This window comes from Pseudomonas sp. LBUM1640, from assembly GCF_059716225.1.
On sequence record NZ_CP166816.1, the window covers coordinates 3993575 to 4019001 of the forward strand.

Here is a 25427-nt window from a genome sequence, read left to right on the forward strand (position 1 = left end):
GACTGTTTTGGGCGGGCGTTATGCATTCCTGCGCAAACACCTTACCTGTGGGAGCGGGCTTGCTCGCGAAAGCGGTGCATCAGCCAGCGCATGAGTAGCTGACACACACCTTTCGCGAGCAAGCCCGCTCCCACACTTACCCTGTTCCCAGGCATGAAAGCTGTGTCAGTTTTGCCAAGATGAAGTTTAATTTAGGAAACATTCAGCAACTTCTTGGCAAAATGTCCTCACTTCTAGTGTGTATCGCTCACCAGGTAATCCTATGACCCGTATTTTGACCATCGAGGATGACGCCGTAACAGCCCGCGAGATCGTCGCAGAGCTGAGTAGCCATGGACTGGATGTGGACTGGGTGGACAATGGCCGTGAAGGCTTGGTCCGTGCTGTGAGTGGTGATTACGATCTGATCACCCTCGACCGTATGCTGCCGGAACTCGATGGCTTGGCCATCGTCACGACCTTGCGCACCATTGGCGTGTCGACGCCGATCCTGATGATCAGCGCCCTCTCCGATGTCGACGAGCGCGTGCGTGGCTTGCGCGCCGGTGGCGATGACTACCTGACCAAGCCATTCGCCTCCGACGAAATGGCCGCCCGCGTCGAAGTGCTGCTGCGGCGCAAAAGCACGGTCAAGGAATTCGAAACCGCCCTGCGCGTGGCCGACCTGGAACTGAACCTGATCAGCCGCGAAGCCAGCCGCGCCGAGCAGCCACTGAGCCTGCTGCCCACCGAATACAAATTACTCGAATTTTTGATGCGCAATACCGGGCAAATCCTCTCGCGAATGATGATCTTCGAAGAAGTCTGGGGCTATCACTTCGACCCGGGCACCAACCTGATCGACGTGCACATCGGCCGCCTGCGCAAGAAAATCGATCCACCAGGCCTCACGCCGCTGATCCGCACGGTACGAGGTTCCGGTTATGTCATTGCTGAACCCCTCTAAGGGCTGGCGCTCCTCCAGCAGCCGTTTGCTGGCGCTGTACAGTTCGCTGTTTGTGGCCTGGAGCTGCATCCTCATGGGGGTGCTGTACTACGAAGTGTCGGGGTATCTGGGCGATTTGTCGCGCCACTCGCTGATGCAGCGCCAGCACCTGTTCCAACGCTTCGACGGCGAAGAACTGGTGGAAGCCCTGACCACCAGCATGACCTTCGACATGAAGGGCGTGGACGCCTACGGCCTGTTCGATGAGCAATTTCGGCCATTGAGCGGGCCGATCCGCGCGGTGCCACCCGACCTGCCGTTGGACGGCAAGATCCACGCCCTGGCCAACTGTGTCGACTCCAACGACCCGAAACTGCCCAAGGACAGCTGCGACGCCGTGGCCACCCACACCGAAGACGGCCGCTGGCTGGTGTTGGTGCGCGCCAACGGTTCACTGTTTGGCGTGACCCGAATCATCTGGCATGCGCTGCTGTGGGCGCTCTCCCTGACGATTATCCCCGGCGCGGCCGGCTGGCACTTGTTGCGTCGGCGTCCGCTGCGGCGCATTCGCGGGATTCAGGCGAGTGCCGAAGCCATCGTCGCCGGCGACCTGACCCACCGCCTGCCGCTGTCCGACCGGCGTGACGAACTGGACATGCTCGCCGCCATCGTCAACGCCATGCTCGACCGTATCGAGAAGCTGATGAACGAGGTCAAGGGCGTGTGCGACAACATCGCCCACGACCTGCGCACGCCGCTGACACGCTTGCGTGCGCAGCTCTACCGCATCAAACAAGAGGCTGAGGAAAACTCCGTTTACGCGGTGAAACTGGACGACGCGATTGCCGAAACCGATACGCTGATGGCGCGCTTTCGTGGGCTGTTACGCATCTCGGAATTGGAAGACCACCAGCGCCGCTCAGGTTTCCTGGTGATGGACCCGTTGCCGTTATTGCGCGAGCTGCATGACTTTTACCTGCCCCTGGCGGAAGAAGGTGACTTGCAGTTGCGCCTCGAAGTGCCCGACTCGCTGCCGTGGATCACCGGCGACCGCGCCCTGTTATTCGAAGCCTTGGCCAACCTGTTGAGCAACTCGATCAAGTTCTCGCCACCGGGCGGCGAAGTGATCTTGCGTGGGGTCAACGATGCTGGCAGCACCCATATCGAAGTACACGACTCCGGCCCGGGCATCCCGGCAGCGGAGCGCGACGCGGTGTTCCAGCGTTTTTATCGCGTGGATGAAAGCGACCAGCAAGGCGGCTTCGGGTTGGGCTTGTCGATTGTCGCGGCGATCATCAACTTGCATGGCTTCAAGCTGGAAGTCGGCAGCAGCCAAAGTGGTGGTGCGTGCCTGGTGTTGGAGTGTCGGCAGCAGTTGATGCCCGAATAGTCCAAACACCACACAACAGTGTGGGAGCTGGCTTGCCTGCGACTGATCGTCCCCACGCTCCGCGTGGGAATGCAGCCCAGGACGCTCCGCGTCCCAACGCGTGACGCAGAGCGTCACAAGAGGCATTCCCACGCAGAGCGTGGGAACGATCATCAAGCCGGGAAGTTAGCTCGCAGCGCCTCTAGCCCATCGTTGTACACGCCGGAAAACAACGCTTCCACCGCCGCATCCGTAGTGCCCGCCACCGGGGTAAACACGCCAGACCACGTCACTTTCGCCGACGCCTCAGTCAACGCCTCAACCTGCAATGTCGCCAGGTAAGCACTCACCGGAAACGGCGACTGCTCAATGGTGTAGCTGTAAGTGCGCGCCACGTTATCAAAGCGCTGCAAACGCTCGACCACCACGCCACCGTCGGCGGTTTCCAGGTGACGCACGCGCCCGCCATCACTCGCCTCGCTCTTGACGATAAACGGCAGCCAATCCGGCAGCGCGTTAAAGCCGCCAATCAATTGCCAGACCTGATCGGCCGAAACCGGAACCTCGATAACAGAAGAAGCTGTCGCCACAATAAATACTCCAAAAAATAAACAGATTTCAGATCGCCATGCTGTCGACAACACCACCGTCGACGCGCAACGCGGCACCTGTGGTTGCAGAAGACAGGGGTGAAGCAATGTACGCCACCAGGTTCGCCACTTCATCCACATTCGCCGCGCGCTGGATGATCGACGTCGGCCGCGCATTACGCACAAACACATCCGCCTCGTCCCGCGCACTGCGCCCGGACTTGGCTGTGGCGTCCTTGAGCATCTGCTCCAGGCCATCGGTAAAGGTCGGCCCCGGCAACACCGCGTTGACCGTCACACCGGTGCCGGCCAGGCGCTTGGCCAGACCATGGGACACCGCCAGGTTGGCGCTTTTGGTCACGCCGTAATTGATCATGTCCGCTGGCGTCGCCACGCCCGATTCCGACGACAGGAAGATCACCCGCCCCCAGCCCTGCTCGACCATGCCCGGCACATAATGGCGCGCCAGGCGCACGCCGGAGATCACGTTGACTTCGTAAAAGCGCGTCCATTCGCTGTCCGGCGCGTCGAAGAAATCCACATCGTTGAAGATGCCCAGGTTGTTGACCAGGATGTCGGCGCGAGGTTCGGCGGCGAACAGTTTCTCGGCGCCTTCAGCCGTGCCGAGGTCCGCCACCAGGCCACGCAGATCGGCGCCCGGCACCGCCTGGCGAATGCTCGCCAAGGCGTCGTCGACCTTGCTCGCTTCACGCCCGATCACCACCACGCTGGCGCCGGACTCTGCCAGGGCCTGGCTGATGCCCAGGCCAATGCCGGCGGTGCTGCCGCTGACGATGGCCACTTTGCCGCTCACATCAATTTTCATCGTTCAATCCTCAGGTTAAAGCGGCAGAGGTGCGCGTGCCGAAATCATCTGTGCATCACGCAAAGCCTGCCAGAAGGCTGCCGGAATCTTCTCTGACAACGCCGCAACGTCTTCGGCAATCCGCCCCGGACGACTGGCACCCGGAATCACGGCCGCCACTGCCGGGTGAGCCAGGGAAAACTGCAGCGCCGCCGCTTTCACGCTCACGCCAAACGCCTGGGCAATCGCTTTGATCTGCTCAACCTTGTTGATGATCGCCGGGCTGGCCTTCTGGTATTCGAAGTGCGCGCCACCGGCCAAAATGCCCGAACTGTAAGGGCCACCGACGACGATTTCGACGTTCTGCGCCAGGGCTGCGTCCATCAAGCGTTGCAGGGCACGCTCGTGGTCCAGCAGGGTGTAGCGGCCGGCCAACAGGAAACCATCGGGCTGCGCTTCGCTCAGGTCCAGGGTCAGCTCGCACGGCTCGACGCGGTTCACGCCCAGGCCCCAGGCCTTGATCACCCCTTCTTCACGCAGGCGGGTCAACACTTTGAAAGCACCAGTACGCGCCTGGTTGAAGTAGTCCAGCCATTGGTCGCCGTAAAAATCCTGGGCGATGTCGTGAATCCAGACGATGTCCAAGCGGTCGGTTTGCAGGCGCTCAAGGCTGTCTTCGATGGAACGCAGCGTGGCGTCGGCGCTGTAGTCGTTGAGCATCTTGTTCGGGCGGCCGTGTTCGAACACGCCGCTTTTTTCGCCGAGGTCGCGGGCGCTTTCTTCAACGTCGTCGAGAATCACGCGGCCGACTTTGGTGCTGAGCACAAAGTCATCGCGGTTGTACTGCGACAGGGCCTGGCCCAGGCGGATTTCCGACAGCCCCGAGCCGTAGAACGGCGCGGTGTCGAAGTAACGCACGCCGCTGTTCCAGGCGGCCTCGACGGTGGCCTGGGCTTCGTCTTCGGGAATGGCGCGGAACATGTTGCCCAGCGGTGCGGTGCCAAAGCCCAGTTGGCCGGGCAGTTTGTCTTTCAAGCTCATGGTGGATCCTCAATCGGGTTCGGGGTCGCGGTGACCGTTGAGCAGATCCTAGATTGCATAGATCGGACCGTCCAAGACATACTGCGACCAACTTGAGTCCCGAGAGGTCTTACATGATTGATCTACGCCAACTGCGCTACTTCGAAGTGGTCGCCGAAGAAGAACACGTCGGCCGCGCCGCAGAGCGATTGCACATTTCCCAATCGCCCCTGAGCCGGCAGATCGCCCAGCTCGAAGAACGCCTGGGCCTGACCCTGTTCGAACGTAGCCAGCAACGCATCCGCCTGACCCGCGACGGCCAGACGTTTCTTGCCGAAACCAAGGCGCTGCTGACCCACGCCAATCGCCTGGAGTCGTTGGGCAAACGTCTGGGCCGGGGTGAAGAAGGCGGCTTGTGCATCGGCTACATCGAAAACGCCATGCATGCCGGCGTGCTGCCCAATGCCTTGCGGGTGTTGAGAGACGACCGGCCCACCGTGCATATCAAGCTGTATAACCTGCCGTCCCTGGAACAACTCGAAGGCTTGCGCCAACGCAGCCTGGACATCGCCCTGGTCAGCGAGCCACCCGCCGCCGATGACCCGGACCTGATCGCGTTGCAAGTGCTGGACGACCCGATGCTGCTGGCCTTGCCTGAGCATCATCCCTTGGCGCGCCATACTGAGCTGCTGCCCGAGCACTTGGCCGACCAGGAGTGGATCGGCGTGCAACGCAAACCCGGCGCCCACCCCGCCGATGACTTCGTCGCCGCCTGCATCCGCGCAGGTTTTACCCCGCAGATCCCCATGGAGGCCAGCGAGCCGTTTACTGCGTTGGGCCTGGTGGCCTCGGGGTTAGGCGTGGCGATGGTGCAAAAAGGCCTGAGCCGCAATGCACCGCCCGGCGTGGTGCTGCGCGAACTGCCGTGGCTAAGCTACACCACGCCGTTGTGGGCGGCGTGGCATCGGGTCAATTTGCGACCGTTGGTGGAGACGTTCAGGAAGGTGTTGACTGAACCCCAGGGTTGATTGAGGTGCAAATGTGGGAGCCGGCTTGCCTGCGATGGCATTAACTCGCTGTACCTGACACATCGAGGTGCCTGCATCGCAGGCAAGCCAGCCTCCCACAGAACAACAGAGCACAGCGGTCTGCCAGCCAAATTCGCTCGCAACCCCAGGAGGCCATTACCGCAGCAACGGATATCTACTCGTAAAAACCGCCACAGCAGCACGCCCCTAGCTGGACACCCTCCCCCCAATCCCCGCCGAATCAACAAAAATCGCAATGCCAATAAACACCAGCCCAATCGCAACCCCCTGCCCCACACCCAACTGCTCACCGAAAAACACATAGGAGATGAGCAAGCCCGAAACCGGCACCATCAACGACAGCGGCGCCACGAAGGCGGCCGGGTATTTCTTCATCAGGTTGTTCCAGATGCGGTAGCCGACGATGGTGGTGATATAGCACTGAAAAACAATCGAAAACCCTGCCCCCCAGGTAAGGTCAGTCACCAAATGAAGCAACGGCTCGGTCCCCTCGAACCACAAGGTCATCAGCAACAAGACCGGAATCGAAAACAGGCTGGACCAGACGATAAACGCCACCATGTCTTCAGGCTTATTGGCCTTCACCATCAAGTTGCACAACGACCACGACAACGCTGCGACCAACACCAGCAAAATACCCAACGTCGTCGAGGGCTTCTCCGATAAGTGCAGGAGCACCATCAACCCCACCGCAGAAAACAGCATTCCCGCCCCATGCACGCGACTGATCGGTTCATCCAGAAACAACCGACTCATGATGAGGGTGAAAAACGCACTGAACTGCAGAAACACCGAAGACATACCCGTCGACAGCCCGTTATGCATCGCCACGCTCACGACGCCCCAAAGGCCTGCGCCAAACAACACCCCATAAGCCGCCAACGTGGCGTATGACACGCCGCCCGGCTTAGGAATAAAAAGCACCAGAGGCACTGCGCAGACCGTAAAGCGCAGCAGCGTCAACACAAAGGGGTCGAGGGACTGCAACCCCAGCCCGATCACCGAAAAGTTGGCGCCCCAGATGATCGTTACAGCCAGGCCGGCGGCCAGATCCCGCTTGCTCAGTTGCATAGCGTGCTCCTTATGCCCGCGTCTTCGGCTGCTTGGCGTAGTACACAGCGTTATCGAAGCCTTCGTGCCGGTAGGTGTCGTGGCGCTCGTAGTAGTTGTACACCACCGACAACTTCTGCTCGGTGGTGGTCGGTTCGCTGTGATGCAGGGCTTTACGGCCCTGCATGATCAACAGCGAGCCCTTGGTGGCGAAGATTCTGCGGTGCTCGATCCAGGGTTTTTCCTGGCTGGGGTGGAAGCGTTCGATCTGCATGCACAGCGGCGCTTCCTGGTTGGTGGTCAGAAACAGCAGGACGGTGATGCCATTGGTATCGTAATGCAGCCCGAGGGTGCCGCCACCGGGCGGATAGGCGTTGATGTTGATGGCTGAGAGCGGGTACGGCGACACCACGGTGTCGGTGTGGGTGATGAGGCTGATCAGCGGCACCAGGCTGTGGTAGATCGCGGTCAGCTCAGGCACATAGCGGCGGATATCGTCGCCCTTGAAGATAGGGTGGCTGTAGACGCCCCCCTGGTCCGAAACCGCAGCGGTGCCCAGGCCTGGGTGCTTGACCCAGTCAACGCCCTGCACCGAAATGATGGTGTTGAGCCTTGCAGCGAGCGTATCGCAAAGCTGATCGGGGATCAGCCCGCCGATGACCGTCGCGAGGTTGTAGAAGTAGTCGTGCCGGTGCTGATTGACGTCGAACATATGCATCCTCCCTGGACAAAATACTGTCCGGGGCGGAATTTACGTAAAGATTCGGGGGCTGGTAACTAACCGTACGGTCAGTAGTCAACCCGCCGGAAAAGTGCAGTGGAAAAGCCCCTTCATCCTTTCCACAACCATCGCCTGGCGATTAAACGCGGCATACCTCGCGCAGTCGCAGCCACAGCATCCCCAGCGCCAGCAGCGGTGAGCGCAAGGCTTTACCGCCCGGAAAGGTCATGTGTGGCACCTGGCTGAAAATGTCCAGGCCCTGACTGTGACCCGCATGAATGGCTTCAGCTAAAAGCTTTGCGCACCAATGGGTCACGTTCAAGCCATGCCCGGAATAGCCTTGGGCGTAGAACACATTCGGGTACTGCTGCAACCGCCCGACCTGGGGAAACCGGTTGGCGGTGATGCCGATCTTGCCGCCCCACTGAAACTCGATGGCGGTGCCTGCCAATTGCGGGAACACCTTGAGCAGCTTGGGCTGCATATAGGCGCCGATGTCTGCCGGATCACGCCCGGAGTAATGGCAGGCACCGCCGAACAGCAGGCGGCGGTCGGCAGAAAGCCGGTAGTAATCCAGCCCGACTTTCTGGTCGCACAGCGCCAGGTTCTCGGGGATCAATTGCTTGGCCACATCCTCCGACAAGGGTTCGGTGGCGATGATGTAACTGCCGGCCGGGAGGACTTTGCCGCTCAAGCGTGGCTCCAATTCCTCCAAGTGTGCATTGCACGCCAACACCAGGTTAGCAGCACGCACGGTGCCACCGGCGCAACGCACTTGCACGGTGTCGCCGTGGATCAGTTCGAGGACCTGGGTGTGCTCGAAAATCCGTACCCCGAGGGACTCGGCCAGCTGTGCCTCGCCGAGTACCAGGTTCAGCGGGTGCAGGTGCCCGGAGCCCATGTCCACCAGGCCACCGGCATACACCGTCGAGCCGACCACTTGCTGCATATCCTGCGGTTCGACCAGCCGCGTCTCATGCGCATACCCAAGCGCCGCCAGGCTCTGCTGTTCACCCTTGAACGCGGCAAATTGCGCCGGGGTATTGGCCAGCTCGCAAAAACCCCAGCGTAAATCGCAGTCAATGCTGTGCTGACGAATACGCTCGCCCACCAGCGCCACCGAATCAAACCCGGCCCGTTCCAGATAACGCACGCCCTCCTCGCCCACATACTTGGCGAACCCCGACACGTCATGGCCGATGCCGCGAATCAACTGCCCGCCATTGCGCCCGCTGGCGCCCCAGCCGATGCGCCGGGCCTCCAGCAGGATCACCGAGAGCCCACGCTGGGCAAGTTCGATGGCGGTGTTGACGCCGGTAAAACCACCGCCGATCACACACACATCAGCGCTCAGGTCAGCGCCCAGCGGCGGGCGCTCAGGCATGGCATTCGCCGAAGCCCGGTAGTAGGACCGGGCGTGGTCTTGGGATTGGATCATTTATTGGTCTTCACTTTGCTCCAGGCGCGGGTCATCAGGCGCATGGTCGCCGGCGTTGGCGTGGTGGAAATGTAGAGTTTGTCGAGCACTTCCTGGGACGGGTACACCTCAGGGTTATCCACCAGTTCCGGCGCCATGAAAGGCTTGGCGGCGGGGTTGGCGTTGGCATAACCCACCGAGGCACTGACCTTGGCGATCACCTCAGGGTCGAGCAAATAGTTGATAAAGGCGTGGGCTTCCTTCGGGTTGCTTGCGTCAGCCGGGATGGCCAGCAAATCGAACCACAGGTTGGAGCCTTCCTTGGGAATCGAGTAGGCGATGTTCACGCCGTTCTTGGCTTCCTTGGCGCGGTTGGCGGCCTGGAACACGTCGCCGGAATAACCGAACGCTACACAGATATCGCCGTTGGCCAGATCCGAAATGTACTTGGAGGAATGGAAGTAGGTGATGTACGGCCGCAGCGTCAACAGCTTGGCTTCGGCCTGCTTGTAGTCCTCGGCGTTTTCGCTGCGCGGGTCCTTGCCCATGTAATTGAGGATCGCCGGGAACAGCTCATCTGCCGAATCGAGGAAGGCGACGCCGCACTCGTGCAGCTTCTTGATGTTCTCGGGTTCGAACAACACCGCCCACGAATCGATATGGTCGATACCCAGCACCTGCTTGACCTTGTCGACGTTATAGCCGATGCCATTGGTGCCCCACAGGTACGGCACCGAGTGCGCGTTGCCTGGGTCGTTTTTCTCCAGCAGCTTGAGCAACTTGGGGTCGAGGTTCTTGAAGTTGGGCAACTGCGAGCGATCCAGCTTCAGAAATGCTCCGGCCTTCACCTGGCGTGCGAGGAAGTGGTTGGAAGGCACCACCACGTCATACCCGGTGCGGCCTGCGAGCAGCTTGCCTTCCAGGGTTTCGTTGGAGTCGAACACGTCATAGATCACTTTGATCCCAGTCTTGGCCTGGAAATCGGCCAAGGTGGTCTCACCGATATAGTCGGTCCAGTTATAGACGCTGACCGTCGGAGCGGCCTGGCTGGCACTGCTGAACGCCGCCACCAGGGCCAGCGGGAGAAGCTTTTTCACAAGACGCATATCGACACCCCTTCAGGTTTTTTAGACGCTCAACAGCAGGAACTCACGCTCCCAGGAACTGATCACCCGCTTGAAATTCTCATGCTCGGCGCGCTTGACCGCGACGTAGCCGCGCACGAACTTGTCGCCCAGGTACTGCTTGACCGTGTCGCACTCTTCCATCCGCGCCAGGGCGTCTTCGAGGGTAAATGGCAGGCGCAGGTTGCGGCGCTCGTAAGCGCGGCCTTCCACCGGGGCGCTCGGCTCGATCTTCTCGATCATGCCCAGGTAGCCGCACAACAAACTGGCCGCAATCGCCAGATAAGGGTTGGCATCGGCGCCCGGCAGACGGTTCTCCACGCGCATCGCATCGGGGCTGGAGGTCGGCACACGCAAGCCGACGGTACGGTTCTCTTCGCCCCACTCCACGTTGACCGGCGCCGAGGTGTCCGGCAGGAAGCGGCGGAACGAGTTCACGTTGGGCGCGAACATCGGCAGCAGCTTGGGGATGTACTTTTGCAAGCCGCCGATGTGGTGCAAAAACAACGGGCTCATCTTGCCGTCGGCGTCGACAAACACCGGCTTGCCGGTGGCGATCTCCACCACGCTCTGGTGCAGGTGCATGGCGCTGCCTGGCTCATCGGCCACCGGCTTGGCCATGAACGTCGCGGCCACGTTGTGCTTCAGCGCCGCTTCGCGCAGGGTGCGTTTGAACACGGTGATCTGGTCGGCCAGGTCCAGGGCATCGCCGTGGCGAAAGTTGATTTCCATCTGCGCCGGGCCGTCTTCGTGGATCAGCGTATCGAGGTCCAGGCCCTGCAGTTCGCACCAGTCGTAGACGTCTTCGAACAGCGGGTCGAACTCGTTGGCGGCGTCGATGGAAAACGACTGGCGACCGGTTTCGGCGCGACCGGAACGGCCCACCGGGGTTTTCAGCGGCAGGTCCGGGTCTTCACAACGCTGGGTCAGGTAGAACTCCATTTCCGGCGCCACAATCGGCTGCCAGCCTTTGTCGGTGTAGAGCTGCAGGACTTTTTTCAGCACGTTGCGCGGCGACAGTTCAATCGGGTTGCCCTGCTTGTCGAAGGTGTCGTGGATCACGATGGCGGTGGGTTCAATAGCCCACGGCACCACGTAGGTAGCATTGGCCACCGGGCGGCAGATCATGTCGATGTCGGCCGGGTCGAGCAGGTCGTAGTAGATGTCGTCGTCGACAAAGTCCCCGGTTACCGTTTGCAGCAACACACTTTCCGGCAGGCGCATGCCTCGCTCATGCAGGAACTTGTTGGTGGGCGCAATCTTGCCGCGTGCGATGCCAGTCAAATCACTGATCACGCATTCGACTTCGGTAATCTTGTGTTCTTTCAGCCAGGCGTGCAGCTGATCGAAGGGGGCGTTCATAAGGACCTCGTCATGGGTTGGATGCGGTGCAGGCTTGTACTCCCGGCGCATTGAGGTCTATCTTGGGCCAGCCTTGAAACGGCATCTATCCACTTTGCACGAACCACAACGCACCAATAGAGTGCGCACGGAACACCCATGACACAGGCAACAGCTTTGCGCGTACAGGCCTTCACCACCGGTGATGTGGCCGCTCAATGCAGTGCGACACCCGGTTGGGTGCAGCAGTATCAGCAAATGTCCCCTGGGCATTTTGCCGGGCAGATTCGCTACCTCGACTTGCAGGGTGTCGAGGTCTACGAGGAATGCATGAACACCCGCGTAGAGCAGCACTTCAACGCCCCGCCAGGCGCCTTGGCGTTCTGTTTCGACGGCAGCGACAACGCGCTGTACATGCTCAATGGCGAAAGCCGCAACACCTGGATCACCCCGGAAAACTACCGCGAAGTGGCCGTGGTGTTCGGGCCGCAATTCGTGCAGCGCCATGGCTTGGACGTGGCGAAACTTGAAGGCCTGTTCATGGCGCCGCTGACCTGCCAGCAGAACGCGCTGTTCACCCGCTGGCTCAGTGGCACGCTCACCCGTTTGGCCGCGACCGTCGACCCGATCAGCCGCGATGCCCTCACCCAACAGTTGCTCGACGACTGCCTGTTCATCCTCGACAACGCCTGCGTGTGCCTCGACCGTAGCTCTTTGCAACGGCGCGGCGAAGAACGCCTGCTGATGGCGCGCATCGGCGAATGGGCGGCGGATGCGCCTGACGAAACCGTCAACCTGCTGGAACTGGCGCACATCGCCGGCGTGCCGTTGCGCCAATTGCAGCAAGGCTTCAAGACCTACACCGGCATGAGCCCGGCGCAGTGGTTGCGCTTGCGGCGGTTGAATGGCGCACGGCGCGAGTTGCTGAGCGCAGCCGACACCACCGTGGCCGAAGTGGCGATGAACTGGTCGTTCTGGCATTTGGGGCGGTTTTCCAATAGTTATCGGGCGCTGTTTCAGGAGTTGCCCAGCGAGACCCTGAAACGCCCGTAACTACACGCCATTCTGACGCCGCGCCTTACTCCGTTCGTGCGCGCTTGGGCAATTGATACATCGGCTGCCCTTTGTGCCATGCCTCATACTTCAACGCTTCATGTTCCAGCGCCTCTAACAGCCCAGCGGCACTCCCATCAGGCTCATGCAACGCCAGCCTGCACAGGTGCGCACGATGCACTTGATCGGCACTCATGACTTTTTCCAGGATCTTCCACACCCTTGCCTGCACATGTTGACGGTTTAACGCGTAATCCGGGGACCGAGGCAGCTCGTTGAACCGTTTGGCGAAGATTGCTGTTTGCGGGTCGCCGGCCAATCGCTGCCAAAGCCCGGTTTTACTCACGACTTGGGCAGGCGGCAAATCGACTAACCAAACATCTGGCTGGGTGAAATAGGGCGTTTGAGGATTAAGCCAAAGGTCGCTGCCAGTTCGCCGACGGTAACCAATCAGGCGTTCCAGGGAGTCCGGATCGGAAATGGGATTACCATACAGCTCGATATCATGCCTGAGCCCGACATACGAGGGGATTGATTGAATTCTATTGTGACTGACGTCTAACCGGCCCAAAGGAATTTCCCTTGTGACTCCAACAGGGAAGTCAGTTAGCTGCGCGTCGGACACGTTCAGCCAGCGCAACTGGGTCATGCCGCCCACGTCAGGCGCAACTAACAACGGGTTGTTGTCCAAGTGCAACTCCTGTAGCTGGGTGAGCCTTGCGAGGCGTTGGACCGCATCATTGGTCAGCGTGATCTGGCACTCACTCATGTCCAGGTGGGTGAGCCCAGGCATATCACTGAGCGCACGAGGTAGTTGGTGCAACTCCGACATCTGTATCTGCAGCGACTCAACATGGTGGAAGTTCGAGAGTATGTTTTCCACGCTGCTTGCATCACCTGACAGTGCCAGGGAAATAACCGAATCCATCCTGGGACTCACATAGGGAAACGGCTCCCGCGACATCCCATTCAGCTCCAGATGGAAACCCACCAGCTTCCCGTCACGGTAAATATTCTCCGAGCCCTCACCCTGCCATTTAAACAACCGACGTAGTTTTGCCCCTACTACACTGCGTCGAACGCGCTCCTCTGCAACCCATTGCGTGATTTCTGGATCAAGGTGTGGGTCGTCCAGATCGACATCAGGAATATCGAATACCTCTAGCACGGATTCCTCTTCGATCGTCTCCCAATTATTCAAGCTCCTGTCAAATTCAATGAACTCACTCTGAATACGCGTGAGCGCCTTCTCAATGTCATCCACTTCGCCAAAGTGCCCGATGAAGTCATTTACCTGTTGTTCGGTGGCGTCCGGGAAGTAGGATTTAACGTGCCCCCTGGTGATGTTCGAGATCAGCCCACCCTCGACCGGAGGTGACCCGCTGCCCCCTGCCAGCCCACCGTCTTCAGGCTCATAAAAAGCCGTTCTCAGTGATTGCCGGTGCAATACACTGGAAAGCTCAGGCCGGCGCAGCACGTTACGGCGAATCTTGAATTTGAAGTGCTCAAGCCCCTCATCGGCATGCAAGTTCATCGCGCCAAGGTCGTCATCGGACAGGGTATGCAGCAACACATCTGCCAAGTCATCCGACACGTAGTCGGGCTGATGCAGCGCGTCATAGGCCTGGAAATAATTGCCGGTTTTGACCAGCAATCGTTGATTGGGCAACGTGGTGGCGCCAATCCGATCCAGTACAGGGCCGTTGACAGAAGCGTCACGCACCACCACAGCAACATCAGCGCGCCATCCGGGCATTTGCTTGACGCTGTGCAGCAACAATGTATCGCTGTCGGCATTGTGCACCGCATCCAAAAACAGCCCCTCGTAAGCCCGAGCCGCGCGTACCTCGTCTTCATAGGCTTGAACGTAAGGCTCCACCCGTTGGAAGACCGCCTTGGTCTGACCCAGGTTCAGCTGCACGCCCGAGTCGATGTCAGCCCGACTCAACATCTCCTCGAGTACGGCGCCAGGCAATGACGGATGTTGCTGCTTCAGTGCCTTGAGCAGTTCATTATCGGTCTTTACTGCCTCTTGATAATGCTCGTTGAATAAATCCGCTCGCTCCCGTTTAACAATCCCAAGGGCTTTCTGGCGAAATAAGCGGGCCCGTGTATAAACGTCCGGGTAGGGCTGATCGTGACGCAGCTCACCCCCCAAAAACGCTCGCGTTTCCTGTTCATTGAGGCTTCGGGCCAGTTCCGGAAAAAGTGCTGCGTCATGATCCACTCGCAGCATTTTGCCTGCCGCAGTGGCAGGTTGAGACGACCAGAGCACCTGATCGCCGCTCACCCACTCCATATTGACGTTGGCCGGCCAATCGGTGTCCGACGTCAGCCATTGCAACAGGTGAACATCGGCATGGATCGAGTCATCACTACCCAGCCGGGTGATGTACGTTTGTACCTGATGATCAATTTTGAAACGCGTCAGCGTGTCCGCTAATACACCTTGAGGCGGGCTCCCTTCGGAGAGCAAATAACGCAAGTGATCGTCAGAAACGCCACTGACCTGGCGTACCTGCTCCAGCGTTTCGTCGGCTAAGCCTTCAACCGCAGGGCCAAAGCCGCGCATCAATTGTGGCCGGGTCCACTCAACAAGTGGCAGGCCTTCGGTGCCGGGAGGCGCATACGCAACACCCAATGGGGGTTTGGTGGGCAGAATGGGGAGCGGGTCAGGTGCAGATTCGGGAAGGGTAACCCCGTCGACTTCGATGCCCGTGGGGAGCACAGGCTTTTTGGAGCCCGCCGTGACTTCAATCTCGCCGCCTGCCAGAGCCGCGCCGCCCTTGAACACCAAGGGCAAGGCATTGAGCAAGCCGAATACCGTGCGCGTCAGGCCCTCGGATACCTGGTCATGGTTATCGGCGTTTTCTATTTCGTTTACGCCGTACCCCGCCTCAATGAGCCCTGCAAGCGCCAGCAGGCCTTCACCACCGGGAAAAAATATCGCCAAGGCGCCCCAGCGATTGATCCAGCCCACCACCGGTTCGACGACAGCACTCAAGTTGGCGCGATTGACATCGGCATCGTCGCGGATCGCCTCTTCAGCCGTGTCCAGGTTCGCTTGCTTGGTCACCTTGACCAATTCCACAAATGGGTCGATGGAATTGGCGACGGTATCCAGGCTGATGTAATCGACTGGATTCCAATACCCATCGTTATTGAAGAACCCGGCATCACGGCCCAGACGGTGCTTCTTGGGATACTCGACCATGCCCTGCAGTGCTGTCAGGACACCTGCGTGATAGGTGCCGTCTGCGCGGTCTGCCTTGGCAAAATGCTCAGCAAACGCTGCCTTTGTCGCTGGATCCTTGCCCTGCTGCACAACCCATGACCGCAACGCGTTGAGATCGTCAAATTCGTGCAACGGCGACGAATTACCCGTCACATAGAGCACCAATAGCCCGCTGGTTCGATGGCGAAAAACCCAGATATCCTTGGCGGTGTAGCGATAAATCATAAGTCGCGAGGCTTCAACATGCGCCATGGGATGGGTGCTGTGTTCCAGTTGCGCGTTGTTGACGAAAGCAAACTCAACCTGCCCCTCCCCCAGCCCCGCTGCCGACAACGCCAGCTGTAACCCTTTGAGAGACAGGCTGGATTCACGCTTTTGCAAAAAGGCGGCGATAACAAAGGCAGACTTCACGGTGGTGCGCAATGCAAACGGGGCAACCCCCTTGATCGTCTCATCCGAGGGCAATACGTCGGCCAGATAGGCGTTATAGAGTTCTTTGTATTCGAGTTGCCACACCCATTTCTTGAAGGCCGCCGGCGTAATGGCTACCTGCGTTTCAGGCCCATAGGTTTGCGGGTCACTTTGGCGATAGATTCCTTCGTAGTCGCTGTGATTACCACTGCCCTGATAAGCGAACTCATCGACATGCTCGACGAGCTTCACCGCGGGCCCTACCAGCGGTGGCGTGTACAAGCCGAATGCCGTTTCACCGAAGCGGTCATCCGCCACTGCCTGGTAATCACTCAGCAAGGCCTGCACCAGCGACTGCTGGAATCGAATCTTGCCCTGGTGCACACCATTGACGGGAGGGTGCCCGTGGTAATCGTAATCAAGCGTGACCAGTTCGGCAGTCAGCGGGTCGAGGCTCGCCCCCCACTTCTGCTGGATCAGCTTAGCGCCGTGGGCACTGGGCGTCAGGGGTACGCCGGCGTTGAAGGCCTGGCTTAATGCAGCGCGCGCCCCACCGATTGATTTCTCTTTCACTATGAGCAGTTCCGTTTGCGGTCTAAGGAACCTTGAATCTATCGCTGAGTGGCAGCCAAAAAAATCGGAAACCATAGCCAAACGCAGATGGCGATTGAGTCAAATAGGGTAGGATCGCGCCCGGCCGTGATGCACATACAGCACTCGACTCTCTTTTTGACCAACGGAACCCTTGATGGCTAATCGTCCTCGCCTATCCCTGCGCAGCTCGCTGGCGTCACGCCGCACCCTCAACTGTTTAACCGTCAGCGTGCTTATCAGCAGCGGTGTGAGCATTGGCCAAGCGGCCGAAATAGAACTGACGCCGGTCACCGTTCAGGGCGAAGATCGCGGTGGCTATCAATCAGACACGGCCTCGGTGGCAGGCTTCAACGAAACCCCGTTACTCGATACCCCCGCCTCGATCACCGTGATCAACGCCGAGTTGATCAAGGACCAACAAGCCCGCCTGCTCAGTGAAGTGCTGCGCAACGACGCCTCGGTCGGCGACAGCTATGCCCCCATCGGCTACTACGAAAACTTCGTGGTACGCGGCTTCTCGCTGAACGCGGCGAGCAGCTACAAGATCAATGGGCGCACCATCACTGGCGAGCAAAACGTAGCCCTGGAAAACAAGCAGCAAGTGGAAGTGCTCAAGGGCCTGGCCGGGTTGCAAAGCGGGATCTCCGAGCCCAGCGGCGTGATCAACTACGTGACCAAGCGCCCGGAGGATGTGCGCTCAGTGACGGTGTCCACCGATGATCGCGGCAGCGGGTATATCGCCACCGATGTCGGCGGCTGGTTTGGCAGCGAGCAGCAGTTTGGCCTGCGCGCCAACGTCGCCCATGAAGACCTCAATTCCTATGTGGAACACGCCAATGGCCAGCGCGATTTTGTGTCCCTGGCGTTTGATTGGAACATCAGCCCCGACGCTGTGTTGCAACTGGATGCGGAGTACCAGAACAAGCAACAGCGTTCGGTGCCGGGTTATCAGTTGTTGGGCGGCACTGAAGTACCGCATGGCGCATCGCCGAAGAAACTGCTGGGGCACCAGAGCGGTTCCCATCAGGTCGGTATCGACTCGCTGAACCTTAATGGCAAGTTTGAATACCGCTTCAGCGATCAGTGGAAAGGCAGCGTGAGTGCGGCGCATAGCAAGGTGGTGATTGATGATTACAGTTCGTTTGCGTGGGGCTGTTATGGCTCGACCAGCTGTAGTTCATCGAGCGTGCCCAACCATTTCAGCCCCGAAGGCAACTACGACGTCTACGACTACCGCAGCCCCGACGATACCCGCCGTGACGATGAAGTGCAGGCTGCAATGACCGGGCTGTTCGACACAGGCGGCCTGGGCCACGAGCTGACTGTCGGCACCAGCGCGTTTCGCCGGGTGATCGATAAGCGCAAGTCGGTCAACGAGCTCATCGGCACGGCTAATATCAACGAAGATGCACCGACCTTTCAACCCACCGATGTGCCGCTGAACCCAAGCCACCGCAACCTCGACAGCCGCCAATACGGACTGTTCCTCACCGACCGCATTCGCTTCAACGAGCAATGGCAAACCATTCTTGGCGGCCGCGAAGTGCGCCTGGATGAAAAAGCCTATGACGATAATGGCAACCAGGCTCGCCACACCCAGCAATACGTGTTCCTTCCTCAAGCTTCGTTGATTTACAAACCAGTGGAAAACATCTCGCTGTACACCAGCTATAGCAAAGGCCTGTCGCTGGGCGGCACGGCGCCTTGGTTCGCTGAAAACGCCGACGAAACTCTGGCTCCAACCGTGTCACGGCAACTCGAAGCCGGCGTGAAATACGACTGGCGCCGAATTAGCTTCGCCGCCGCCGTATTCCAGACACACCAGGCCTATCAATACGCCAAACCGGAAGATGGCAACTTCACCTACGTGCAACAAGGCCAACAGAAAAATACCGGCCTGGAACTCTCCGCCAACGGCTGGGCCACCGACCGCCTGCAAATCGCCACCAGCGTGGCAGCGATTCGCGCGCGGGTAAATGACAGCGGCACGCCGGATTATGAAGGCCACCAGGCAATCAACGTGCCCAAGCTGCGCGCCAGCGTGTACGCCGACTACGCCTTGCCGTGGGTGAATGGCCTCGCCGTGCTGGGCGGCGTGCAATACAGCGCCAAGAAGTACGCCAACCGCACCGGCAACGTGGAGGTGGGTGATTACGCCGTGGTCAATGTCGGCAGCCGCTACACCACCAAGGTTGACGGCTATGAAACGGTATTTCGCCTGAGCGTCGACAACCTGTTCGACAAGCGCTACTGGCGCGACGCGGGCGAATACATGGGCGATGACTATTTGTTCCAGGGCGCGCCGTTGACGGCGCGGCTGAGTGCTTCGGTCAACTTCTGATCACACGCGGCGCTGCCAGGCACAGCGCCGCCAGGCCACAGATCAACAGGCTCCAGCCCAGGTCCTGGGCCCAAGCCACCAGGCTGAGCCCGGCACCGATCACCAGGTAATACATCAAGCCAAACAGCGCAGCGGCGGTGCCCAGGCGGTCGCGATAGGCGACCAACGCGGCACCCAGCACATTGGGAATCGCCATGCCGAACGCCAACACCACCAGCAACATCGGCCCGACAAATAGCCAGCTGTGCTGCAGCAGCAGTACCAGCAAGCCGCCCAGTACCGCGATACCCGCAGCGGTCAGCACCAACTGCTCACCGTTCCTGCCGCGCTTGAGCAACTGCGCGTTCAGCCAGGCCCCGAGCCCGGAGCCCAGCGCCAGCAGCACGCCGCTGTAGCCGAACTCGGTGGCAGACAATCCCAGCCGCGAGAAGATAAACGGGGCCACGCTGTAATAGCTGAACAATGCGATATTAAACGCTGCCACCAAGCCGACCGAACGCCATATTCCCGCGTCCCTGAGCATCAGGCCCAAGGTCTGGTACAGCGATGCCGCCGGCAACGATGCAGTACGCGTCTCGGGCAAGGCCCACAAGCACCAACCCCACAATGCCAGTGCGAGCAGCAACAAACCGGTGAGCACGCCGCGATAGCCAAAGTACTCAACCAGGGTTGCGCCACTGAACAGGCCCAGTGCCGGGCTTGCAGCCAGGGCAATGCCCATCAGCGAAAATACTTGGGCCAGTTCGGCGCCATGGTAGCGGTCACGCAACAGCGTCTGCGTGACGACCGAACCCACGGCCGCGCCAAATGCCGCCAAGGCCTGGGCCAGCAGCAAAGCGTTGAACGTGGTCACTCTCAAGGCCAGCACCGAGGCGACAATGTACAGCGCCAACCCGGCCAACATCACCGGCCGCCGCCCCCAGCGATCACACAACCGGCCCCACACCACGACACCGAAGGCGAACGCCAGGAAGTACACCGACAGGGTCTGCCCTGCCCGTTCAGGCCCGACCGCAAAGACCCGGCCAATGTCACCCAGGGCCGGGCTATACAGCGTTTGAGCCAGTTGCGGGAACATCAGCAACGCCATCGCCAGCACTATCAGGTTTTTAACGTTCATCAACAGCCCCTTCCCATTAAACAGCGCAAGGAGTGTAAGGACTGGCGACTGGGGTATTATCCAAACTTCGACAGTTTATCCATCGAATCGGACAACCTATGGCCTGGCTCGCCGCCACCGCATCTTTCGATCCCGACCGCTTGACGGCGCCAGTGATCGGCATCGCCGCCCTGCTTGGCGACCATGACTCCGGCCTGCACCGGCACCAGCGTGGGCAACTGTTGTTCACTCAGCAAGGCTGCACCCGCATCACCCTGGACAACCAGCTGTGCCTGCTGCCGCCTTCACGCGCGGCGTGGATACCCTGCGGCGTGCCCCATCGCGCGGTGATGCACAAAACCGTGGATTACCGTTCGGTGTACGTGAGCCCGGCGTTGGCCGAGCAGTTGCCCAGACACGTACGGGTGATCGAGGTGAGCGCCTTGCTGCGCGCGGTGCTGGAGCCGATGGCGATGGCGCCCTTCGAGACCGACTGGCAGGCCGGCCGATACGCTCATTTGTTGGGATTGTGCCTGGACGAAATCCACGCTGGCGCCGAGCAACCGATGCTCCTGCCCTTACCGCAGGACAAGCGCCTGGCACCGTTGCTGGCCGATCTGGAAACGCTGCCGCCAAGCCTGCAAGACTTGGAAAAACAGATTGGCGCCAGCGCCAAGACCATCGGCCGGATTTTCCTGCGGGAAACCGGCCTCGGGTATCAGCAATGGCGCCAACAGTGGCGTTTGATGCGGGTCATCGAACTGCTTGCGACCGGCCGAAGCCTGGGCTACTGCGCGTTCGAGCTGGGCTTTGCCAGTGACAGCGCGTTGATCGCGTTCTTCAAGGGCATGACCGGCACCACGCCACGCGGGTATTTCAAATCAAGCTGAGCGTTTACTTGGGCATCTTGCGAAAGCCCACAGCCAGGCGGTTCCAGCTGTTGATGGTGGCGATGGCCACGCTCAGGTCGACCTGTTCCTGGGCGCTGAACTCGGCGGCCAGTGCGTTGAAGTCTTCATCCGGTGCGTGGGTCTGGCTGAGCAGGGTCAGGCTTTCGGCCCAGGCCAGGGCGGCGCGTTCACGCGGGGTGAAGAATGGGGTTTCGCGCCAGGCGGATACGGTGTAGAGGCGGCGCTCGGTTTCACCGCCTTTGCGGGCGTCGGTGGTGTGCATGTCGAGGCAGAAGGCGCAGCCGTTGATTTGTGAGACGCGCAGGCGGATCAGCTCCAGCAGCGGCAGTTCGATGGACAGTTTGCCGACGGCGGCTTCCAGGGCGAGCATGGCTTTCATGGCGTCTGGGGAGGCGGTGTAGAAATCGGTACGGGTTTGCATGGTGGTACTCCGGAACGGTGGGGATTGGTGGCTAGAGTAGTTAGCGCGGGGGATGGGAGGAATATCCAATTTTGGGGAAGATTGGGTGGCCAATGTGTGGGGGGGGTTGGTTGGGTACATATCCATTTTTTAGGTGATGGCGGATATGGGTTCCGCTCTTACAGCGGGTCACTTTTGAAAAGAGCCCAAAAGTAACCAAAAGGCTCTTGCCCCACCACTCGGCACCTCGCCTCCGGCTCGGTGTGCCCTCACGCAGGCTTTGGAGCGGGGGCCGCCGCGATGGGCCATCCTTGGCCCAGCGCGGCTAAACCGGCGTCCTGCCGGTTTACCCCCGCTCCAAAGCCTGCGTGAGGCCAGCGTGGTTTAACGGGGCGCCTAAGATCAAGATCAAAATCAAGATCAAGATCAAGATCAAGATCTACAGCACGGCGGCCTAGTAGCCGACCTGAGTGGTTGAATCAAAAGCAAAAGCAGAGGCGGCCTGGCAGCCGACCTGTTTACTGAAGCTGTTCTCGGTCTAATTGTGGGAGCGGGCTTGCTCGCGAATGCGGTGTGTCAGTCAGCTCATTTGTAACTGGCCCACCGCATTCGCGAGCAAGCCCGCTCCCACATTTTGAGCTCAGTACATCAGGTAGATGTGTGTACTCGGTCAAAGGTGGGAGCTGGCTTGTCGGACCGCCGAACCGCTGCGAAGGCATCAACTGTGTCTCACTGATTTACCGAGGTGTCTGCATCGCAGGCAAGCCAGCTCCCACACAAAAGCAGCTCTGTTTTTGATCTGTTCCTGCTGTGCTGTTGCTCTGCTTTTGATTCAACCACTCAGGTCGGCTACTAGGCCGCCGTGCTCTGCTTTTGATCTGCTTTTGACTTTGATCTGACAGGCCCCGTTAACCACGATGGCCGAACGCAGGCTTGAATCCGTGGGTAACCCGGCAGGACGCCGGGTTAGCCGCGCTGGGCCAAGGATGGCCCATCGCGGCGGCCCACGGATTCAAGCCTTCGTTCTGGCATGCCGAGCCTTAGCGAGGCACCGAGTGGTGGGGCAAAGACCTTTTGGTTACTTTTGGCTGGGCCGGCATTCCGGGCGTTTGCCAAAAGTGACCCGCTGTAAGAGCGGAACCCTAAGTGGCCGTTACCGCAGCAACGGATATGTACCCACATCAACCGGGCAACGGAATCACCCGCAACCTACGCACCGACTTATACGAAAAACTCGAATAAATCTCCTTAACGCAAGGCAACGTCTGCAACACCTCCCGCGCAAACTCCCCAAACGTCTCCAGATCCTTAGCCACCACTTCAAGCAAAAAATCATACCGCCCCGACACGTTATGACACGCCACAATCTCGGGAATCTCCAGCAACCGCTGCTCAAACGCCCGAGCAATTTCCTGGGTATGGCTTTCCATCATGATGCTGACAAACGCCGTCACCCCATACCCCAACGCCTTGGGCGACAGGATCGCCTGATACCCGCTGATCACCCCGCTCTCTTCCAGGCTGCGCACCCGCCGCCAACACGGCGACGTCGTCAGCGAAACCCGATCAGCCAACTCGGCTACGGTCAGCCGGGCATTGCCTTGCAGCGCGTTTAAAAGAGCCTTGTCGGTGCGATCCAGATTGACGGGCATATCTTGCCTCGATTCATTATTTTTAGGGACGTTTCATCCCTTAACACAGGATTTAGCAGCAACTTTCGCAAAGTTCATCTGCGGTTATGAGCATAGCATTGTAGGAAATAAGGAGCGTCGGACATGAACAATAAACACAATACATTCGGCTTTTCTACCCGCGCCATCCACCACGGCTATGACCCCAAGGACCACCACGGCGCCCTCGTCCCGCCGATCTACCTGTCCGCCACATTCGCTTTCCCCACCGCCGAATACGGTGCCGCCTGCTTTGCCGGTGAGGCCAGCGGCCACTTCTACACGCGCATCTCCAACCCGACCCTGGCCCTGCTGGAATCGCGCATGGCCACCCTGGAAAACGGCGAAGCCGCCGTGGCCTTCAGCTCCGGCATGGGCGCGATTGCCGCAACGTTTTGGACCCTGCTGCGCCCAGGCGATGAAGTAATCGTCAGCCAGACCGTTTACGGCTGCACCTTCGCCCTGTTGCACCATGGCATCGGCGAATTCGGCATCAAGGTGCGCCATGTCGACCTCACCGACCTGGCCGCCTTGCGCGCGGCACTGTCGCCTGCCACCCGCATGATCTACTGCGAGACACCGGCCAACCCCAACCTGCGGCTGGTGGATATCGCCGCCGTGGCCCAGCTCGCCCACGAGCAACCCAACATTACCGTGGTGGTGGATAACACCTATTGCACACCATACCTGCAACGGCCCCTGGAACTGGGTGCCGACGTGGTGGTGCACTCGGCCACCAAGTACCTGAGCGGGCACGGCGATATCACCGCCGGTATCGCCGTGAGCAACCAGACCCTGGCGCAACGCATCCGTTTGCAAGGGCTCAAGGACCTCACCGGCGCGGTGATGTCGCCCCAAGATGCATCCTTGCTGATGCGCGGCCTCAAGACCCTGGCCCTGCGCATGGATCGCCATTGCAGCAATGCCCAGGCAGTGGCCGAAGCCTTGCAGGCGCACCCGGCGGTGCAATGGGTGACCTACCCTGGCCTGCGTTCTTTCCCACAGTACGAACTGGCGGCGCGGCAAATGAAGCAGTCCGGCGGGATGATCGCCTTCGAACTCAAGGGCGGGATTGAAACCGGGCGGCGCTTCATGAATGCCCTCACGCTGTTCACCCGCGCGGTCAGCCTGGGCGATGCCGAGTCACTGGCCCAGCACCCGGCCAGCATGACCCACTCCACCTACACCCCAGAGCAGCGCGCGCAACACGGTATCAGCGAGGGTTTGGTGCGCTTGTCGGTAGGGCTTGAGGACATTGCCGACCTGCTGGCGGATATACGGCAGGCGCTGAACAAGTGCACCCGTACCGCACCGCGTCAGGCTGCGCTAGAAGAGCACGCAGTAAAATAAGGCCTACGCCCGACGTAGTGCTGTCCCACAAACGATGGTCGGACAGGTCCGACCATCCTTATGCGTTTTTAATCTGATTTTTTGCAGATTGGATCCCCCTCATCTCGCGATGCTGTACTAGCATACGTCTCGGCGGGAGCATTATCACTGTAGGTTATTCGTACCCGTAACCTTCTTAAACCCCGTCGTTATAAGGCTGAATACCTACACTCGAAACTCATGGACGAATTGATGAACTCACACCTGTTCCCACATATAGGCAAGGTCATCGCCAGCACCGGCAGTCGCCATTTTCCACGCATGCTGCATGACCTCATCCTCACCCAACTGGCAGTGGACGCCACCCATATCACGCAATTGCGGGTGAACGCGCAAGGCCAAACCCGGCGCCTGATCAGCCCGATCTACACCGATTCGGTGGCGGCCCTGGGTGAAGAACAACCCGCCGCCCAACTGCATCTCACGCGCCGCAAAGACGATATGCGCTACGTGCTGTCGGTGTATCGCGCGCACCATTCCGACAGTTTTTCAGCGCAGGAACGCAGCATGCTGCAGGACTTCTCCACGCTGTTGCTGCCCATGGTGGAAAAACACATCACCGCGATCCAGCCGTGCCGACAGAACAGCGACCTGGCGGTGCCGAAAAACCAGGCCATCGAAACCCTGCGCCGACGCATTGAAGAACGCCTGGTGCAATCGGGCCTGACCCTGTCCAAGCGTGAACTTGAGGTATGCGTAGGCTTGCTGGCCGGGCGCACTGCGCCGCAGTTGGCGGAACAACTGACGCTGAAGGTCAACACCATCGAAAGTTATCTCAAGCGCGCGGCGATCAAGCTGGGGATCAGCGGGCGGCATTCGTTGTTGCGATGGATGTATGCGGCAGACGAAGGGCCAGTGACCTCCCTCTAGATCACCACAAAACCCTGTGGGAGCGGGCTTGCTCGCGAATGCG

Annotated in this window: 20 protein-coding genes; 8 read left to right on the top strand and 12 right to left on the bottom strand. The window is 59.8% G+C overall.

All coding sequences use genetic code 11. From position 1 onward, the window contains the following. Positions 1 to 262 precede the first annotated feature (262 nt). Positions 263 to 946, top strand: a complete 684-nt coding sequence (locus ACA065_RS17755) for a response regulator transcription factor (protein ID WP_003219726.1) — start codon at positions 263 to 265, stop codon at positions 944 to 946. After that, complete coding sequence (locus ACA065_RS17760) at positions 924 to 2315, top strand: sensor histidine kinase (protein ID WP_497690818.1); 1392 nt, start codon at positions 924 to 926, stop codon at positions 2313 to 2315. Before ACA065_RS17755 ends, ACA065_RS17760 begins: the two co-directional genes overlap by 23 nt. Before the next feature lie 152 nt (positions 2316 to 2467). Here ACA065_RS17760 and ACA065_RS17765 read toward each other — a convergent pair whose 3' ends face one another. The 3 genes from ACA065_RS17765 to ACA065_RS17775 are packed head-to-tail and all read right to left on the bottom strand — an operon-like array spanning position 2468 to position 4730. After that, a complete protein-coding gene (locus ACA065_RS17765; protein ID WP_497690819.1) occupies positions 2468 to 2884 on the bottom strand; it encodes an SRPBCC family protein in 417 nt (138 codons plus the stop codon). A 28-nt stretch (positions 2885 to 2912) separates the two neighbouring features. Next, complete coding sequence (locus ACA065_RS17770) at positions 2913 to 3710, bottom strand: SDR family NAD(P)-dependent oxidoreductase (RefSeq protein ID WP_497690820.1); 798 nt, start codon at positions 3708 to 3710, stop codon at positions 2913 to 2915. Positions 3711 to 3725: 15 nt separating this feature from the next. Further along, complete coding sequence (locus tag ACA065_RS17775; RefSeq protein WP_497690821.1) at positions 3726 to 4730, bottom strand: aldo/keto reductase; 1005 nt, start codon at positions 4728 to 4730, stop codon at positions 3726 to 3728. Positions 4731 to 4843: 113 nt separating this feature from the next. On the opposite strand from ACA065_RS17775, the gene ACA065_RS17780 reads away from it, so the two are divergent. Continuing rightward, positions 4844 to 5737, top strand: coding sequence for a LysR substrate-binding domain-containing protein (locus ACA065_RS17780; RefSeq protein WP_497690822.1), 894 nt, complete (start codon positions 4844 to 4846; stop codon positions 5735 to 5737). A 207-nt stretch (positions 5738 to 5944) separates the two neighbouring features. Here ACA065_RS17780 and ACA065_RS17785 read toward each other — a convergent pair whose 3' ends face one another. From ACA065_RS17785 to ACA065_RS17805, 5 genes are all read right to left on the bottom strand, one after another. Beyond that, entirely contained in the window at positions 5945 to 6829 is an 885-nt protein-coding gene (locus ACA065_RS17785) for an EamA family transporter (protein WP_497690823.1), read from the bottom strand. Positions 6830 to 6839: 10 nt separating this feature from the next. Next, complete coding sequence (locus ACA065_RS17790; RefSeq protein ID WP_497690824.1) at positions 6840 to 7520, bottom strand: hypothetical protein; 681 nt, start codon at positions 7518 to 7520, stop codon at positions 6840 to 6842. 148 nt (positions 7521 to 7668) lie between these two features. Continuing rightward, positions 7669 to 8967 (bottom strand): NAD(P)/FAD-dependent oxidoreductase, encoded by a 1299-nt coding sequence (locus tag ACA065_RS17795; protein WP_497690825.1) that lies wholly within the window; start codon positions 8965 to 8967, stop codon positions 7669 to 7671. Beyond that, positions 8964 to 10052: a polyamine ABC transporter substrate-binding protein gene (locus tag ACA065_RS17800; protein ID WP_497690826.1), complete on the bottom strand. Its 1089-nt coding sequence runs from the start codon at positions 10050 to 10052 to the stop codon at positions 8964 to 8966. Before ACA065_RS17800 ends, ACA065_RS17795 begins: the two co-directional genes overlap by 4 nt. A 21-nt stretch (positions 10053 to 10073) precedes the next feature. Further along, positions 10074 to 11432, bottom strand: coding sequence for a glutamine synthetase family protein (locus ACA065_RS17805; RefSeq protein WP_497690827.1), 1359 nt, complete (start codon positions 11430 to 11432; stop codon positions 10074 to 10076). Positions 11433 to 11570: 138 nt separating this feature from the next. On the opposite strand from ACA065_RS17805, the gene ACA065_RS17810 reads away from it, so the two are divergent. Beyond that, positions 11571 to 12464 carry a helix-turn-helix domain-containing protein gene (locus tag ACA065_RS17810; RefSeq protein ID WP_497690828.1) on the top strand — a complete coding sequence of 298 codons (894 nt, stop codon included), beginning with the start codon at positions 11571 to 11573 and terminating at the stop codon, positions 12462 to 12464. Positions 12465 to 12489: 25 nt separating this feature from the next. On the opposite strand, the gene ACA065_RS17815 is transcribed toward ACA065_RS17810, so the two are convergent. Further along, the gene (locus tag ACA065_RS17815; protein WP_497690829.1) at positions 12490 to 16683 is read right to left on the bottom strand and encodes a dermonecrotic toxin domain-containing protein; all 4194 of its coding nucleotides are present in this window, start codon (positions 16681 to 16683) and stop codon (positions 12490 to 12492) included. A gap of 175 nt (positions 16684 to 16858) precedes the next feature. Between ACA065_RS17815 and ACA065_RS17820 the strand changes: the two genes are divergently transcribed. Further along, a complete protein-coding gene (locus ACA065_RS17820) occupies positions 16859 to 19045 on the top strand; it encodes a TonB-dependent siderophore receptor (RefSeq protein WP_497690830.1) in 2187 nt (728 codons plus the stop codon). Here ACA065_RS17820 and ACA065_RS17825 read toward each other — a convergent pair. Next, positions 19035 to 20165, bottom strand: a complete 1131-nt coding sequence (locus ACA065_RS17825; protein ID WP_497690831.1) for an MFS transporter — start codon at positions 20163 to 20165, stop codon at positions 19035 to 19037. The genes ACA065_RS17820 and ACA065_RS17825 overlap by 11 nt on opposite strands. A gap of 98 nt (positions 20166 to 20263) precedes the next feature. On the opposite strand from ACA065_RS17825, the gene ACA065_RS17830 reads away from it, so the two are divergent. After that, positions 20264 to 21034 (top strand): AraC family transcriptional regulator, encoded by a 771-nt coding sequence (locus ACA065_RS17830; protein WP_497690832.1) that lies wholly within the window; start codon positions 20264 to 20266, stop codon positions 21032 to 21034. 4 nt (positions 21035 to 21038) lie between these two features. Here ACA065_RS17830 and ACA065_RS17835 read toward each other — a convergent pair whose 3' ends face one another. Then, positions 21039 to 21476 (bottom strand): carboxymuconolactone decarboxylase family protein, encoded by a 438-nt coding sequence (locus ACA065_RS17835; RefSeq protein ID WP_497690833.1) that lies wholly within the window; start codon positions 21474 to 21476, stop codon positions 21039 to 21041. Between the two features lie 1160 nt (positions 21477 to 22636). Next, complete coding sequence (locus ACA065_RS17840) at positions 22637 to 23107, bottom strand: Lrp/AsnC family transcriptional regulator (RefSeq protein WP_497690834.1); 471 nt, start codon at positions 23105 to 23107, stop codon at positions 22637 to 22639. Positions 23108 to 23230: 123 nt separating this feature from the next. On the opposite strand from ACA065_RS17840, the gene ACA065_RS17845 reads away from it, so the two are divergent. Together ACA065_RS17845 and ACA065_RS17850 are read left to right on the top strand one after the other, a co-directional pair. Next, on the top strand, positions 23231 to 24475 hold the full coding sequence (locus tag ACA065_RS17845; protein ID WP_497690835.1) for a methionine gamma-lyase: 1245 nt from the start codon (positions 23231 to 23233) through the stop codon (positions 24473 to 24475). 231 nt (positions 24476 to 24706) lie between these two features. Further along, the gene (locus tag ACA065_RS17850) at positions 24707 to 25384 is read left to right on the top strand and encodes a helix-turn-helix transcriptional regulator (RefSeq protein WP_497690836.1); all 678 of its coding nucleotides are present in this window, start codon (positions 24707 to 24709) and stop codon (positions 25382 to 25384) included. Positions 25385 to 25427: the final 43 nt, after the last annotated feature.